This is a genomic window from Paenimyroides ummariense (assembly GCF_900115115.1).
Taxonomy (GTDB): Bacteria; Bacteroidota; Bacteroidia; order Flavobacteriales; family Flavobacteriaceae; genus Flavobacterium; species Flavobacterium ummariense.
The window spans coordinates 11,751-27,191 of the sequence record NZ_FOVI01000006.1 but is presented as its reverse complement, the minus strand read 5'-3'; the positions used below and the strand labels follow the sequence as shown (position 1 = coordinate 27,191).

The window sequence follows — 15,441 nt, the reverse complement described above, 5'->3', positions numbered from 1 at the left end:
AAAGTCTAATTTTTTAAACTCTTTATTTTAGAATTTAAATAAGCAATTACAATATATACAAACATGAAAAATAACGGTAATGTAATATAGTAAGGTAAAAACGGACTTACCGCAATATTCATGAATTTGGTTGCAACGTACACTACTTTTTCTTGCTCAATTAACTGAATATCAACAGCGTTTAACTGTTTCATTAATCCTTCTTTAGCTGTTAAAAGATCTGCTAATTCCGGATAAGCGTTCATGGTAATATCATTTACTTTATTTTCGCTACCCAAACGTTGAAACAACCCGTTTATATGTTCGATTGATTTTACTATTTCTGCACGTTTTGCAAGCGTATTCGTTTTTTCAATTTCTTTGCGCTTGTTAAAATAAGGATCACTATTTAGTTCTTCAAGAATTTTCTCGATACTTAAATCGGTCTTTCCCAAACCTTCGGTATAAACCGTTAAAAGATGGTATTTATAATTTTTTGACGCCAGTTTACTCTTTGAATATTTTTCAATATCAATACCGCGATCACTTAAAACTTTAAAGGCTTCAAAATGAACAGGATCGGTTAAAATATAATTATACGCATCGTAAATTGGTTCTATCTTAAGTTTGTAAACTTCGTTCCCTGCGTTAATTGAAATCAGCTTTTTATTAAGCTCTAAACGGTCATAATCTTTTACCTTCTGATTTAAATAATCGATACTTCCAAAATTCGGCACCACAATCAGCTCATGTCTTAACCTGCTGCTTTTTGTAGAATCTACATAAATTCCTAACGCAATTCCAACAACTAAAAGACCTAAAAAAACATACCATCTGCGAACAATGAAACGCAGCAGACGATAAAGATTTAAAATGAAATTATTGTAAAAACCGTTTGCGCGTTGAGCCATAAACTTAACATCTACTTCGTTAGGCAGATCCGCATTATGATTTGATAGTTTTTCTTGCATATTAACAGTTAAAAATTTGTTCTAGTATCTTTATGGTTATTAGGTATGTTGGTTTTACGCCCGATGCTCCTAAACCGCCCGAAGCCAGTGTACTTCCTGTTTCCAACGGATTATCTGATGCGTAATAAGCATACCTTACTTTTATATTTGGGTTGATGCTTTTTCGTATTTTTGATGCCGATTGTATGGCTTTTTGATAATGTGCGCCTTCCATTTCTAACCCAATTACACGCCAGGTTGAATCATGAAAGAACTTTAATAAATCTTTGTTTTGTAACGATGTTCCTAAAACGGTAATCATTGATCCGCCAAAAACAGGAATATCATTCCCTTCAAACATTTCTACGTTTAATTCGTTTTCAAACGGATAATTGTCGCCTGTTCCTTCATTAATATGCGCTGTTGGAATCATGATATCGCCTTTTTCGCCTACCAAAATTCCTGCTTTTCCCATTATTGAAACCGATTCAACATTTAAATGAAAATCTCTATTAAAAGGTTTCAACAATTCATCGATCGTTTCATAAGCTTGTTCGCCAAAAGCATAGTCCATTACAATAAGTACCGGTTTATCTGCTGTGTTTTCTGGAACTGCGTATTTACTAAACGCGGTGTTTTCGAACTTTATTTTAGCAGTATCAAAAATCTGCACGTCTATATTTGTTCCCGATGTATCCGGCAAAAAAAGCATTCCTTCATTTGTAGCGCGTTCGGCAACTAATGCACGCAAATCGCTGTTTCCGGTTTTGCTTAATTCTTCAAAAATTTCGGTTTTATCTTTCCCTCTTAATTTCGATTTTAAAACATCCGCAGCAAAAATCGAATTCATTACACTGTGCATGTTCGCACTGATAATGTGCAACGGACGGTTTAATAGCTGTAAACGCTGTAATTCAGTTTTTATTTTGGTTGCCCAAATTTCGCCGTAAATATGATGTCCCAAACGCTCGCGCAAAATCGGACTAAAAGTAATGGTTCTTTTGTTGTTTTCCAAAACTTCTTCTAAAGCAATTTTTCCAAGCCAGTAAATTACGTGTAAAAAACGATCGGGATTTTCTTCGGTAGCAAATGCGCTGTAAATATCGTTAATTTCGGCGAAGCTTCTGCCTAAAATAATGGTGGTGTGCGATATTGCAATTTCGCGTTCGGTCAGCGACAAAGGTTCTTGTGTTAAAACGGCATGTTCCAACTTTAACCAATCGCGCGAAACATTGTCGTCATCGTCAATTAAAATGCGGTCTTTAATTTTGTGCGATTCCACAAACATAAAGGTTAAATGCGTTAAAACATCGTAAATATCAGATCGTCCGCGTGTGATTTCGATGTTCATCTGCTCATAATCGATACGGTAACAATTGCGTCGGCGTTTTGGCGGAACAATCGGTTTAAAGTGAGATTGCGAATAACCTTCGTCTGATGTTAAATTGATGTATCGGCATTCTTCAATACCAATCGGCAAGCGTTCAATTACATAAAGCAAACCGCTTAATTCTACTTTTTCATCGGCGATCGATCCATAAATTTCAGGGCGTAAAAGCAATAAAGCTTCGCGCAAAGTTTCGCCCGAAACACCCATTGGTTTGTAAAAACCGCGGTTAAACAAATGGCGCATGGTAATGTACAAACGTTCTACCGCTGCCGATGATTCTTGTGCCCGTGTTCTTGTTATGTATTTTATTTCTGTCATTTTCTTACTTTACTTAATCATTACCACAATAGACACATAGTTTTTTATGCTTTAAAATGATTTTTTCTATGTAACTATGTTGTAAATTATATCTTGATTTTTAATTTGATAAAATCAATCCGATTGCCGGATCTACTATTTCTCTTGGTGCATTTGGATTTCTTGGTTGAAACTGATCGTTTGGAAACCATTCCCCGTACATATATCTGAAAGATGAGGTTTTTTCTACTTTATTATTCATAACATCGGGCTGATAACGGAAATCTTCAAACAACTGATCTCCTTTCACAAAATTTGCCGGACGAAACTGATTATTTTCGGTCATTAACCATTCAACCGCAACGAAAATTCCGTTTTTAGGTATTTTAATATTATACTTTAAAACATTGATTAAATTTTTCTTGGTTCCGCGTTTTACTGTCGTAATTATAGGATCAATCAGTAAATCATCGCTTGGGCAACCGTATTCGTTCATTCGTAAAAACCGAATTTTAATGGTAGCTGCAGCAACGGCACTTTTAGTATAAACAATTACTTTATCGATATATTGAACCGATTTTATTTCGGCATCGTTCTCAAAAAACTTTCCGTACATATACGGAACATTTCCCGGAGCAAAATACATGTTTTCGAAATGCGCATCGCCAATGGTATGATGGAACGATTTTTCGGGCAGAACCAACAAAGCAGGCTGCGGAATTTCGTAAGATTCTAATGTAACATTTGTGGTTTTTGATGCTTCTTCTTTAAAGATTTTATGTCCCGATGCGTTGAAAACCAAAGTATCTGTAGCCAGTGCAGACGGTATGTAAAACATGCCTAAAGAATCGGTTGTTGCGCCGTCGCTTCCGTCTAAAACCCAAATATTAGTGAGCGGTAAAGGTTTGTTTTCGGTATTCACCACCTTTCCGCTAATCTGTGCAAATACACATATTGGAGTTATTAATAAAAGAAACAGCAACTTTTTCATACGCTATTTTAGTTCATGAATAAAATCGGCAATTTTACGGTCGTTCGCCAAACGCGGTAATTTATTTTGCCCGCCCAATTTTCCTTGTGATTTCATGTATTCGTTAAAACCACCAACAGGAACTTTGGTAATTACTAAAGTACGCAAAACATTGCCAACAATTAAATCATCGTAATAAACATTTTGATTTCTTAACGCAGCATCTATTTTCAAAGCGAAATCTTCCAAATTAGTCGGATCTTTTTCAAATTCAACCAACCATTCGTGATAAGGCAGTCCGCTTTCGGGATTAATTTGTGGTGCCACCGTAAATTCAGTAACCATGGCATCGGTTTCATTCAAAGCTTGTTGCATTGCCTGCTCTACTTCTTTACCAATAACGTGTTCGCCAAAAGCCGAAATATAATGTTTAATACGCCCTGTTACAATAATTCTATACGGTTTTAAACTTGTAAACATGACCGTATCGCCAATATTGTACGCCCATAAACCTGCATTGGTACTAATGATTATTACATAATTAACGTTTAAAGCTACTTCGCCTATTGTGTATCGTTTTGGATTTTCGTTATAAAATTCATCGGCTTTAACAAACTCGTAAAAAATTCCGGCGTTTAAAAGTAGCAACATTCCTTTTGCTTTTTGAGAATCCTGATAGGCGAAAAAACCTTCGGAAGCCGGATACAGTTCGATACTATCTACTTTTCTGCCAATTAGCTGCTCAAACTTTTTGCGATAAGGTTCGTAATTCACTCCGCCATAAATAAACAGATTAAAGTTTTTAAACAGATCACCCACTTTTTGTCCGGAAACCTGAATTAATCGATCAAAATACATTTGCACCCAAGAAGGAATTCCGGAGATAACCGACATATTTTCATCTTTTGTTTCTTGTACAATGGCATCAACTTTTGTTTCCCAATCATCGATACAATTCGTTTCCCAACTTGGCAAACGGTTTTTTTGCAGATATTTAGGAACGTAATGCGCTGCGATACCTGATAATCTGCCGACTTTTACTCCGTTTTTTTCGGTCATTTCGGGACTTCCTTGTAAAAAGATCATTTTACCATCAACAAAATCAGCATTGCCCGTTTCTTGGATGTAAAACAAAATGGCATTGCGCGCGCCTTCTACATGATAAGGCATGGATTCTTTTGTAATAGGAATATATTTTGCGCCCGATGTAGTGCCCGACGTTTTTGCAAAATACAATGGTTTGCCTTTCCATAAAATATCTTTTTCGCCGGCAACCACTTTATCTACATAAGGTTTTAAAGCTTCATAATCACGCACAGGAACATATTTTACAAAATCGGCATGCGATTTTATTGCCAAAAACAAATGATCTTTACCAAACTGCGTTTGCTTTGCCTGCTGAATTAACGAATGAAACAAATTTTCCTGCGTTACAACGGGTTTAATCATCCATTTTTGCTGCTGCATTACAACAACATTGGCGAATATTTTTGCAAAAAACGACTTTAAAGACATACGTTTGGTTTTATATAGTACAAAAATCGAACATCTAACTTTAATAAAATAACAAAGCGTTAAAAACTTTAATTATTTTACTATTAACACGTTCTATTGTTAAAAATTACAAAATAAAAAAATAAGTTAGCTTTAAAATGTTATATCTTTGCTTAGTATTAATTATAATTAAATATAATGAATTCTTTAGCAGTTTTTTTAGGAATGATAGGTGGATGGCAAATTGTATTAATTGTTGCCGTAGTTTTGTTGATGTTTGGAGGTAAAAAAATTCCTGAATTAATGCGCGGATTAGGCTCTGGTATTAAAGAGTTTAAAGATGCTACACAAGATCAAGTAAACAACAATCAATCTAAAAAATAAATAAAATAATAAAATGGGAAGATTTGGTGCTACCGAGATAATTTTAATAGTAGTTGTTGTACTATTATTATTTGGAGGAAAAAAAATTCCGGAATTAATGAAAGGATTAGGTTCTGGTATTAAAGAATTTAAAGATGCTACGAAGGATAACAGTGGAGCAACTTCAAATCCGAATAAAAACAATACAGATTCTAAATCTGAATAAAACGTAAAAGATGCTTTTGGCATCTTTTTTTATTTCCAATTAATTTCTTATTGTTGAAAACAACATAAAAATTAAATACCCGCTTGAAAAGTCTCAAGCGGGTATCCCTTATAAAACATAATAAAAACACTACTTTTTTTTAAACTCCTCTCATTTAAAATTTAAATGATTGGTCTTTTTCATAACAATTTCTTTTTTTAATACTTTTCTTTTTCATAATACATAAAGCAAATGCAAGACCAAAAAACAGAAAGTATATTTTATTTTTAGTAGATCATGCAAAAACCCACGTAAATCAACGGTTTGAGCGATAATTCATTTTTTAAAATAAAATCTACAATGCGAATTACTCAATTTACATTGTGAAAACGTACCCGAATTGAGTATTATTTCCACTATTTTAGTGTGTAATTGCTAATTGTTTAAAATCATTGTAAGCTGTAAACGCTTTTTCTGTTGATCTACCTCTAACACTTTTACCTGAACATGTTCGTGCAGTTTAACCACTTCGTTCACATCTGCCACAAAACCCGCTTTTAACTGCGATATATGCACCAAGCCACTTTCTTTAATACCGATATCAACAAAACAACCAAAATTAGTAATGTTGTTAATGATGCCGTTGTAAACTTTGCCAATCTCAACATCGTTGATTGATTTTAATGCCGCATCAAATTCCAACACTTTTGCTTTTTTACGCGGATCTAATCCCGGTTTTTCCAACTCTTTCAACAAATCGGTTATGTAATGAATTCCAAATTGTTCTGAAATGTATTTTGAAGGATCTATTTTTTCGATCGCTGATTTATTTCCAATTAATTCATTGGTACTGATTTTTAAATCTTTTGCCATTTTTTCGACCAAAACATAAGCTTCCGGATGCACCGCAGAATTATCCAAAACAAAATCACCATTTACAATTCTAACGAAAGCTGCTGCCTGTTGATACGCTTTTTCGCCCAAACGTGGTACGTTTTTCAACTCTTTTCTATTCGTGAAAGCTCCGTTTTCTGCTCGATAATCCACAATTTTCTCTGCCAATTTTTCGCCAATTCCCGAAACATAACTCAACAGCGATTTGCTTGCCGTGTTTAAGTTGATGCCGATTTTATTTACGCTGCGAATGACCACCTGATCTAATTCTTCTTTCAATAAGGTTTGATCCACATCGTGCTGATACTGCCCAACACCAATTGACTTTGGATCGATCTTAACCAATTCTGCCAACGGATCTTGTAATCTTCTACCAATTGAAACGGCACCACGAACGGTAACATCGTATGTAGGAAATTCATCACGTGCAATTTTCGACGCCGAATAAACCGATGCGCCTGCTTCGCTTACCACAAAAACCTGCAAAGGTTTATCAAACGCTACTTTTTTTATGAAAAATTCGGTTTCACGACTTGCCGTACCGTTCCCAATGGCAATGGCATCAATTTTATAAGAATTTGCCATAGAACGTACTTTTTTGGTAGCCATGGCAATATCTTTTTGGGGTGCGTGTGGAAAAATGGTTTCGTTATACAACAGATTTCCGTTTTCATCGATACAAACCACTTTACAACCCGTTTTAAATCCGGGATCTATTCCCATAACGCGTTTCTCGCCCAATGGAGCCGACAATAACAACTGCGATAAATTCTCTGAGAAAACACCGATCGACTGTAAATCGGCTTTTAGTTTATATTCCTGCAAAACCTCGTTAGACAACGCTGGTTCTAATAATCGTTTGTACGAATCTGCAACTGCTTTAGAAATTTCGGCAGCTGTTTCGTGATTTTTATTTTTAATTACAGCATCTTCTATAAATGTAATAGCTTCGGCTTTATCAATGCTTACATCTAACTTTACAAAACCTTCGTTGTTGGCACGTAACATTGCCAGCAATCGATGAGCTGGTGCTTTAAACAACGGTTCGTTCCAATCAAAATACTGTTCGAATTTCTTTGCAGCATCTTCGTCTTTTTTTGTTTTTACAACTTTCGTGGTAATTTCTGCATTGCGCTGAAACTTGCGTCGAAGTGCTTTTCTAACAAAAATATTTTCGTTGATCCATTCGGCAATAATGTCGCGTGCACCTTGTAAAGCATCTTCACCCGAAAAAACTTTACTGTTTAAATATCTTTCGGCAGTGTATTCCAGATCATCAACATTTTGCGACATGATCATTTTTGCCAAGGGTTCTAATCCGGCTTCGCGAGCAGTATCGGCTTTGGTTTTTCTTTTCTTTTTAAAGGGAAGATACAAATCTTCAATTTCGACCAAATCAAAAGAATTCTGAATTTTATCTTTCAAGAAATCGGTCAGTAATCCTTGTTCATCAATCGATGCCAAAACAGATTCTTTCCTTTTAACTAATGTTTCAAATTGATTAGAAAGTTTTGCAATTTGTTCAATTTGAACTTCATCTAAATTCCCAGTAGCGTCTTTTCTATACCGCGCAATAAACGGAATGGTACAATCTTGGGCTAATAATTCTAAAGTGTTTTGTATGGATTTATCGGAAACGGCAACTTTTTCCTTTATATATTGAATAGTGTTCATTGCATTAATTTTGAACTGCAAAAATACTACCTTTGCACCAATTACTACCGTATGAAATTTGTATTTGTATACTTAATTATTGTTAATTACATTGCCTTTAGCTTGTACCATTTAGATAAACAGCGGGCAATTAAAGGCAAACAGCGTATTTCTGAAAAAAATCTGTTAACCATTGCTGCTTTTGGCGGCACTTTAGGTGCTTATATTGGTATGCAGAAGTATCGACACAAAATCAACAAAATGTCTTTTAAACTGTGGTTTTACGGTATTTTAATTTTACAGATTTTATTCTTTTTTGCTTTTTATAAGAAGAAGTTTTTTATTTGATTTTAAGGATGGAGTTTTTTATAATCTTCGAAAATATTAAAATTTTTTTTAATTATATCCAGAAATTCATTAATCGATATATATTCATCAATATTAGGATAATGTTCTAAATATCTTTCTGGATTACTATAATGTATTTCATTAAAATCTTTACCCTCTTTTACTTGCACGTAGTATCCAACACCATCTACAACAGTCATTCCATATGTATTTGGATATGAAAAATAACCACCAATATCCAAAGTAATTTTAGGCTTGGGCTTCATTTTATAACGAATTGCTTCGTCACTTGGCAAATATTTAATATTTGAAGTCAACAGCTGCAAAGCAATATATTCTGTATTGTAGAATGATTTTAATTCGAAATGTTTGATTATAATTTCATGTGAATCATTTGAAGATTTTTTAGCAAACGTATAATAAAAATCAGCTTTATAATCTTTCTTCTGCTCATCAAAATAAATTCTGAACAATTCTAAACCTGTAGAAATCTCATGTTTTTTGTAAACACGGATTTCCTTATCTAAAAATGGTATTGTATCAACTTTTAATATTTTTTCTAATTTAGAAAGATATGATCTTTCACTTTCAGAAAATTTCTGACAGAAACCTGAAAAAGAACAAAACAAGAAAATTAATACAATACAATTTTTCATTAACTACAAGCAATTTTATTAACACGGGTTTCATGACGTCCGCCTTCAAATTCGGTAGTTAAAAAAGCATCGACCATTTCTAAAACTTGCGGAATAGCAGTAAAACGCGCAGGAATAGAAATTACATTTGCGTTGTTATGCTGGCGTGCCAAAACGGCAATTTCCTTTGTCCAACACAAAGCACAACGAACACCCTGATGTTTGTTTGCACTCATGGCAATTCCGTTACCCGAACCGCAGATTACAATTCCAAAATCAACATTATTGTCTTCTACATCTTGAGCTACTTTGTGCCCGAAATCCGGATAATCAACAGAATCAAACGTATCAGTTCCGTAATTTACCACTTCAATTCCTTTGTCCTGAAGCATTTGCACCAATGCTTTTTTATATTCCGGACCTGCGTGATCGTTTCCTATTGCAATTTTCATATCGTTTAGTTGTATTGTTTGTACAAAGGTAATTATTTTGAATTATTGGATTATTAAAAATTCAGTCAAAAGAACATCAAACAATAATTAAGACAAAATTTACATTTACACTTTAATATTTTCTTATCTTTAATAAGTATTTGGGCTATATGCTTAAACAATTTATATATGACAAAGAAAATTAGAAGATTCAATAAAAAACCGGGCAAAGATTATTCCGGAAAAATTTTAAAATTACTATCACAAAACAGCTCTAAAGTTTTTAACTACAAACAAATAGCCGCTGTTTTAGAAGTTACTGATACCAAAGGACGAAACGAAATTATTAAAGAATTAAAATACTTGGTTTCTGCCCAAAAGATAGAAGAAGTAGATCGCGGAAAGTTCCGCATTTTGGAACAATCAAGCTATTTTGAAGGAACAATTGACATGACTGCCCGCAAAGCAGCTTATTTTGTTAGTCCTGAGTTTGAAGAAGATCCGTTTATTCCAACCAACAATTTAAACAAGGCATTACACGGCGATAAAGTGAAAGCTTACGTGTACAACAAACGCAAAGGTAAAAAGCCCGAAGCCGAAGTTATTGAAATTTTAGAGCGCAAACGCGAAGAATTTGTCGGTGTAATTCAAATCAACGGCACATTTGCTTTCGTTGTTACGGCAAACCCTAAAATGTATGTGGATTTGTTTATTCCGAAGGAAAAATTTGGCGATGCTGAAAACGGCGATGTGGTTTTGGTTAAAATGACCGATTGGCCCGAAAAAGCAAATAATCCATACGGCGAAGTTATTAAGGTTTTAGGAAAACCGGGCGAACACAATACCGAAATGCACGCTATTTTGGCAGAATACGGTTTACCGACCGATTTTCCTGTGGAAGTTGAAGCATTTGCGCAGAAATTAGATACATCGATCACCGAAGAAGAAATTGCAAACCGCAGAGATATGCGTGATGTATTGACGTTTACGATTGATCCGCGCGATGCAAAAGATTTTGATGACGCCTTATCTTTCCAGGTTTTAGAAAATGGAAATTACGAAATTGGTATCCATATTGCCGATGTTTCGCATTATTTACAGGAAGGAACCGTTTTAGACGAAGAAGCTTACAACCGCGCAACATCAATTTATTTGGTTGATCGTGTAGTGCCAATGCTTCCTGAAGTATTATCGAATTTTGCATGTTCGTTACGACCAAATGAAGAAAAATATACGTTCTCTGCGGTTTTCGAACTGAACAAAAAAGCCGAAATCGTGAATTCGTGGTTTGGTAGAACCGTAATTTATTCAGACAAGCGTTTTGCTTACGAAGAAGCGCAGGTTATTATTGAAACCAAAGGAAATAAAATTCCTGCCGAAATATCGTTAACCAACCAAGATCAAACCATAGAAAAACCTATTGTTGATGCTATTTTAACAATGGATGATCTTGCTAAAAAAATGCGTGCAAAACGTATGGCTGCCGGAGCAATTTCGTTTGATAAGGTTGAAGTGAAATTCCATTTAGATGAAAACGACGAACCAACGGGCGTTTATTTCAAGGTTTCAAAAGATGCCAATCATTTAATTGAAGAATTTATGTTGCTGGCAAACCGTAAGGTTTCAGAATTTATCGGCAAACAGAAAAAAACCTTTATTTACCGCGTACACGATGAACCAGATCAGGATAAATTATTCAATCTGCAATCGGTTATTTCAAAATTTGGTTACGGATTGAATTTTAAATCGAAAAACACCATTTCTCAATCGCTAAATCAATTGTTGACTGATGTTCAGGGTAAAAAAGAACAGAATTTGGTTGATACATTGGCAATTCGCAGTATGAGCAAAGCCGCGTATTCTACTGAAAATATTGGGCATTATGGTTTAGCGTTTGATTATTATTCGCACTTTACCTCGCCTATTCGTCGATACCCTGATGTTATGGCGCACCGATTACTGCAAAGTTATTTAGACGGAGCAAAATCGGCAGATGAAGAGGTGTACGAACAAAAATGTGTGCATTGTTCACAAATGGAAAATTTGGCGGCAAATGCAGAACGCGACAGCATAAAATACATGCAGGTTAAGTTTATGCAAGATCATAAAGATGAAGAGTTTTTAGGTGTAATTTCAGGCGTTACCGAATGGGGAATTTACGTGGAAATTGTTGAAAATAAATGTGAAGGAATGGTGCGTATCCGCGAAATTAAAGACGATTATTACACGTTCGACGAAAAACAATACGCTTTAGTGGGTGAGGTTACCAAAAATTTGTTGCAGTTGGGCGATGAAATTATCGTGAAGGTTAAAAATGCCGATTTGGTTAAAAAACAGTTAGATTTTACGTTTATTAAAAAAGTAAATGAATAATGAAAAAGCATTTTTTTACAGCAGCCCTTTTCATAGGATTGCAATCAATAGCAAATGCTCAGGTTGATAAAAACGTGGGTGATTTTACATCGTTAAAAGCAAGCAACCGCATTAAAATAGAACTTATTCCATCAACCGAAAACAAGATCGTTGTAAAGGAAAGTCAGGCAGATGCGGTGAATATCATCAATAAAAACGGTCGGTTGGTATTAAAAAACACGTTGAAAGAACTGGTTTCAGAAAGTGAATATTCGGTTACCATTCAGGTTCATTTCAATAATTTAAAAGAAATCGATGCGCAAGGCGGTTCGTATATTTTTAGCGATGCCGTTATAGATCAAAACAAAATAGAATTAAACGCCAATTTGGGCTCTACCATTAAATTGAACCTGAAAACAGAAACGTTAACAGCCAATGCCAACACTGGTGCAAAGCTGCATTTAAACGGATCGGCTTCAAAATCGGTTAAGCTTTCGGCTTCATCGGGCGGGCAAATTACTGCAAACGAACTAACCACTCTGCGTAATATTATTAAAGTGAATTCGGGTAGTGTTATTAAGGCAACCGCAACCGATTATCTGGAAGCACAAGTGTTAGCCGGCGGAAGCATTAAAATTCATGGAAAGCCTAAAGATGTTAAAGAAAAAATCACCTTGGGCGGTGCAATAGAATATATTAAATAATTTTATCGTAAATTTGTGGTAACATTAAATTAAAATGCCAATTACAGTTGGCATTTTTTTTATACTGTATGGATTTATTTGTAACAGGAATATTACTTGGTTTTTTTCTCAGTTTCATGATTGGGCCTGTCTTTTTTATATTGATAGAAACCAGCATTACCAAAGGATTTAAAGCCGCATTGACTTTTGACGCCGGTGTTATTATTGCCGATATCTGTTTTATTTTAATTGCTTATTTTAGTAGTTTTCAGCTGATAAATAGTATTAAAGACGATCCCGCACTTTTTCTTTTCGGCGGAATGATTATGATAACTTACGGAATCATTTCGTTTGTACGGCTTCAAAAATTGAAGAAAGCCGAAATTCATATCGAAGCTACTTCGTACAAAAACAACTACTTTTCACTATTTGCCAAAGGATTTTTATTGAACTTTATCAATGTGGGTGTTTTAGGATTTTGGCTGACCATTATTATTACCATTGGTCCGCAGTTAGAAATGAATCACGGCAGAATGATCAATTTCTTTGCATTTGTGATTGGAGCTTATTTACTGACCGATATTTTTAAAATGCTTTTAGCCAAACAATTACAAAGTAAACTTACCCCTAAAAACATTTTAAAGGTAAAAAAGATAAGTTGTGTGCTTTTAGTGATTTTTGGGTTGGTAATTATGTCTAAATCATTCATTAAAAGCGAAATTAAAATCCCTAAAACCATAAAAGAACATCAGTTTCAATAGGTATTTATTTTCTGAATAGATCTTCATCAGAAAAAAAAAATCAATCGTTTACAACCTTTTTGTTTACATTTACGTCTATACTTTAAATAAACATTTTACTATGAAAAAACATTTTTTAACGATCTGCATTTTTAGCGCATTGGCATTTGGAACAATTTCTTGTGATTCTAGCGATGACAATCACGTTCACCCAGAAAATAAATTAGAAAAATTTAAAGGAACTTGGACAGGTACCTATTCGGGAGATGGTGAAGGTACATGGACTGCCACTTTTGATAATGCTGGTAATGCAGAAGGTACTCTTGTATCTGGAAGTAACACGTTTAATTTAACGGGTGAGGTTTCAGAAAACGGAACAATAAACGCTGAATTTTTTAGCGGATCTACAGCAGTTGGTACCATGACGGGAACATTAACAGATAAAACCGGATCTGGAACTTGGAATAATAAAGTTCAGAATTTTAATGGAACTTGGACAGGTACTAAAAACTAAAAAATCAGCTTTAAAAGCTGATTTTTTAGTTTTACGGATTATTCAATTTACTATTCCTTTTACTGTAAGCAAAATAAACGATTATTCCCAGAACAAGCCAGAAACCTGATAATAGTAATGCCAGTTTATCTAAGGTTAGTATAAGTCCTATATTAATTATAACTCCTAAAATAACTATTAGTTTATATGCAGGTACTTTAAACGGTCGTTCAATATTTGGTTGTCTTTTACGCATAATCCAAACGGCAATACAAACCATTGTAAAGGCAAACAAAGTACCAAAACTGGTCATGTGCGCCAAGGTTGATATAGGTGTTAAAGCAGAAACGGTAGCTACTATCAATCCTAATAAAATGATTCCTTTATACGGAGTTTTTGTTGTTGGATGCAATTCGCCGAAAAACTTCGGGATTAATCCATCTTTAGACATTCCGATGAAAATACGTGACTGTCCCATCATCATTACCATAACAACCGAAATTAATCCAACCGTAGCGGCAATGGTTACAATATTACTTGCCCAATGTTTGCCGGCAATTTCAAACGCATAAGCCACTGGTGCTTTTATCGCTTCAGGATATTTCCCTAACGGATCAAAATCAGAATAATGCATCATTCCTGTTAACACCAACGAAACCATAATATATAAGGCAGTACAGATCAATAAAGAAGTAATAATAGCAAACGGAACATCTTTTTTAGGATTGATCGCCTCACCTGCCTGTGTAGAAACAGCATCGAAACCAATATAAGCAAAGAAAATTGCTGCTGCCCCTGAAATAATTCCTTGAAAACCATAAGCCGGAGCCATTTCGCCGCTTGTTTGTTTAATCATTGTTTGTTCTGGAATAAAAGGAATCCAGTTTTCTGGAACTACATAAAACGCACCTACAATAACTACGAAAACTACTGCCGATGTTTTTAAAATAACGATAAAATTGTTGGTTTTTGCAGCTTCTTTAGTTCCTTTTACCAATAAAGCCGTTACTAAAAGTACTATGATGAATGCAGGTAGGTTCATTGCAAAACCTTCGCCTGTGTAACTTACGGGATCGGATGTAAGATAATCGGGCAAGTGAATACCGAACATCTTTAAAAATTTAGTAAAATAACCGGACCAGCTCACGGAAACCGCCATACTTGCCATGGCGTATTCCAATATCAAGCACCAGCCCAATCCCCATGCGAAAATCTCACCTACGGTTCCATAAGCATAGGCATAAGCAGATCCTTCTACAGGAAGTATCGAAGCAAATTCGGCGTAACACAACGCCGCAAATATACAGGCAATACCGGCAATCACGAAAGACAATGCCAATGCAGGTCCCGCGTTATAATACGCTCCCGTACCGGTAAGCACAAAGATTCCGCCACCAATAATGGCACCAACACCAATAGCAGTTAAGCTCCACTTACCTAATATTTTTTTTAATCCGCTTTTCTTAATATCTGCCTCGTAGGCACTTAAAGGCTTTTTTATCCAAATATTCGACATACGTTCGATTTGTTTTCTATCAATACCAAATATATATTTTTTTTATCA

Annotated in this window: 15 protein-coding genes; 7 read left to right on the top strand and 8 right to left on the bottom strand. The window is 34.9% G+C overall.

The features are described 5' to 3' along the window. Positions 1 to 5: 5 nt before the first annotated feature. The 4 genes from BM253_RS05865 to BM253_RS05850 all read right to left on the bottom strand — a co-directional run bounded on the left by BM253_RS05865 (position 6) and on the right by BM253_RS05850 (position 5,101). Positions 6 to 950 (bottom strand): hypothetical protein, encoded by a 945-nt coding sequence (locus BM253_RS05865; RefSeq protein ID WP_091520643.1) that lies wholly within the window; start codon positions 948 to 950, stop codon positions 6 to 8. A gap of 1 nt (position 951) precedes the next feature. Further along, a complete protein-coding gene (locus BM253_RS05860) occupies positions 952 to 2,637 on the bottom strand; it encodes a DUF6909 family protein (RefSeq protein WP_091520639.1) in 1,686 nt (561 codons plus the stop codon). Between the two features lie 100 nt (positions 2,638 to 2,737). Beyond that, complete coding sequence (locus BM253_RS05855; RefSeq protein WP_091520636.1) at positions 2,738 to 3,607, bottom strand: carboxypeptidase-like regulatory domain-containing protein; 870 nt, start codon at positions 3,605 to 3,607, stop codon at positions 2,738 to 2,740. A gap of 3 nt (positions 3,608 to 3,610) precedes the next feature. Beyond that, positions 3,611 to 5,101: a GH3 auxin-responsive promoter family protein gene (locus BM253_RS05850; RefSeq protein ID WP_091520633.1), complete on the bottom strand. Its 1,491-nt coding sequence runs from the start codon at positions 5,099 to 5,101 to the stop codon at positions 3,611 to 3,613. Positions 5,102 to 5,278: 177 nt separating this feature from the next. Here BM253_RS05850 and BM253_RS05845 point away from each other — a divergent pair, with 177 nt between their 5' ends. Further along, positions 5,279 to 5,464 carry a twin-arginine translocase TatA/TatE family subunit gene (locus tag BM253_RS05845; protein WP_091520629.1) on the top strand — a complete coding sequence of 62 codons (186 nt, stop codon included), beginning with the start codon at positions 5,279 to 5,281 and terminating at the stop codon, positions 5,462 to 5,464. Between the two features lie 13 nt (positions 5,465 to 5,477). Then, a complete protein-coding gene (locus BM253_RS05840; protein ID WP_091520626.1) occupies positions 5,478 to 5,669 on the top strand; it encodes a twin-arginine translocase TatA/TatE family subunit in 192 nt (63 codons plus the stop codon). Between the two features lie 414 nt (positions 5,670 to 6,083). Here BM253_RS05840 and BM253_RS05835 read toward each other — a convergent pair whose 3' ends face one another. Then, positions 6,084 to 8,216 (bottom strand): Tex family protein, encoded by a 2,133-nt coding sequence (locus BM253_RS05835; protein ID WP_091520622.1) that lies wholly within the window; start codon positions 8,214 to 8,216, stop codon positions 6,084 to 6,086. A gap of 51 nt (positions 8,217 to 8,267) precedes the next feature. On the opposite strand from BM253_RS05835, the gene BM253_RS05830 reads away from it, so the two are divergent. Then, the gene (locus BM253_RS05830; RefSeq protein WP_091520618.1) at positions 8,268 to 8,543 is read left to right on the top strand and encodes a DUF1294 domain-containing protein; all 276 of its coding nucleotides are present in this window, start codon (positions 8,268 to 8,270) and stop codon (positions 8,541 to 8,543) included. A gap of 2 nt (positions 8,544 to 8,545) precedes the next feature. On the opposite strand, the gene BM253_RS05825 is transcribed toward BM253_RS05830, so the two are convergent. Further along, entirely contained in the window at positions 8,546 to 9,199 is a 654-nt protein-coding gene (locus BM253_RS05825; RefSeq protein WP_091520615.1) for a hypothetical protein, read from the bottom strand. Further along, the gene (gene rpiB / locus BM253_RS05820; RefSeq protein ID WP_091520612.1) at positions 9,199 to 9,630 is read right to left on the bottom strand and encodes a ribose 5-phosphate isomerase B; all 432 of its coding nucleotides are present in this window, start codon (positions 9,628 to 9,630) and stop codon (positions 9,199 to 9,201) included. Before rpiB ends, BM253_RS05825 begins: the two co-directional genes overlap by 1 nt. Positions 9,631 to 9,798: 168 nt before the next feature. Between rpiB and rnr the strand changes: the two genes are divergently transcribed. From rnr to BM253_RS05800, 4 genes are all read left to right on the top strand, one after another. Continuing rightward, positions 9,799 to 11,982: a ribonuclease R gene (gene rnr, locus BM253_RS05815; protein WP_091520609.1), complete on the top strand. Its 2,184-nt coding sequence runs from the start codon at positions 9,799 to 9,801 to the stop codon at positions 11,980 to 11,982. After that, positions 11,982 to 12,665, top strand: coding sequence for a GIN domain-containing protein (locus tag BM253_RS05810; RefSeq protein WP_091520605.1), 684 nt, complete (start codon positions 11,982 to 11,984; stop codon positions 12,663 to 12,665). Before rnr ends, BM253_RS05810 begins: the two co-directional genes overlap by 1 nt. A gap of 68 nt (positions 12,666 to 12,733) precedes the next feature. Next, positions 12,734 to 13,405 (top strand): LysE family translocator, encoded by a 672-nt coding sequence (locus tag BM253_RS05805; RefSeq protein ID WP_091520602.1) that lies wholly within the window; start codon positions 12,734 to 12,736, stop codon positions 13,403 to 13,405. Between the two features lie 100 nt (positions 13,406 to 13,505). Beyond that, complete coding sequence (locus BM253_RS05800) at positions 13,506 to 13,898, top strand: hypothetical protein (protein WP_091520598.1); 393 nt, start codon at positions 13,506 to 13,508, stop codon at positions 13,896 to 13,898. A gap of 31 nt (positions 13,899 to 13,929) precedes the next feature. On the opposite strand, the gene BM253_RS05795 is transcribed toward BM253_RS05800, so the two are convergent. Next, the gene (locus tag BM253_RS05795; RefSeq protein ID WP_091520594.1) at positions 13,930 to 15,393 is read right to left on the bottom strand and encodes an APC family permease; all 1,464 of its coding nucleotides are present in this window, start codon (positions 15,391 to 15,393) and stop codon (positions 13,930 to 13,932) included. Between the last annotated feature and the right edge of the window lie 48 nt (positions 15,394 to 15,441).

Bases quoted from the DNA above. Each gene is read 5' to 3' on its own strand.
- BM253_RS05865 (WP_091520643.1), bottom strand. From the start codon at position 950: ATGCAAGAAAAACTATCAAATCATAATGCGGATCTGCCTAACGAAGTA.
- BM253_RS05860 (WP_091520639.1), bottom strand. From the start codon at position 2,637: ATGACAGAAATAAAATACATAACAAGAACACGGGCACAAGAATCATCG.
- BM253_RS05855 (WP_091520636.1), bottom strand. From the start codon at position 3,607: ATGAAAAAGTTGCTGTTTCTTTTATTAATAACTCCAATATGTGTATTT.
- BM253_RS05850 (WP_091520633.1), bottom strand. From the start codon at position 5,101: ATGTCTTTAAAGTCGTTTTTTGCAAAAATATTCGCCAATGTTGTTGTA.
- BM253_RS05845 (WP_091520629.1), top strand. From the start codon at position 5,279: ATGAATTCTTTAGCAGTTTTTTTAGGAATGATAGGTGGATGGCAAATT.
- BM253_RS05840 (WP_091520626.1), top strand. From the start codon at position 5,478: ATGGGAAGATTTGGTGCTACCGAGATAATTTTAATAGTAGTTGTTGTA.
- BM253_RS05835 (WP_091520622.1), bottom strand. From the start codon at position 8,216: ATGAACACTATTCAATATATAAAGGAAAAAGTTGCCGTTTCCGATAAA.
- BM253_RS05830 (WP_091520618.1), top strand. From the start codon at position 8,268: ATGAAATTTGTATTTGTATACTTAATTATTGTTAATTACATTGCCTTT.
- BM253_RS05825 (WP_091520615.1), bottom strand. From the start codon at position 9,199: ATGAAAAATTGTATTGTATTAATTTTCTTGTTTTGTTCTTTTTCAGGT.
- rpiB (WP_091520612.1), bottom strand. From the start codon at position 9,630: ATGAAAATTGCAATAGGAAACGATCACGCAGGTCCGGAATATAAAAAA.
- rnr (WP_091520609.1), top strand. From the start codon at position 9,799: ATGACAAAGAAAATTAGAAGATTCAATAAAAAACCGGGCAAAGATTAT.
- BM253_RS05810 (WP_091520605.1), top strand. From the start codon at position 11,982: ATGAAAAAGCATTTTTTTACAGCAGCCCTTTTCATAGGATTGCAATCA.
- BM253_RS05805 (WP_091520602.1), top strand. From the start codon at position 12,734: ATGGATTTATTTGTAACAGGAATATTACTTGGTTTTTTTCTCAGTTTC.
- BM253_RS05800 (WP_091520598.1), top strand. From the start codon at position 13,506: ATGAAAAAACATTTTTTAACGATCTGCATTTTTAGCGCATTGGCATTT.
- BM253_RS05795 (WP_091520594.1), bottom strand. From the start codon at position 15,393: ATGTCGAATATTTGGATAAAAAAGCCTTTAAGTGCCTACGAGGCAGAT.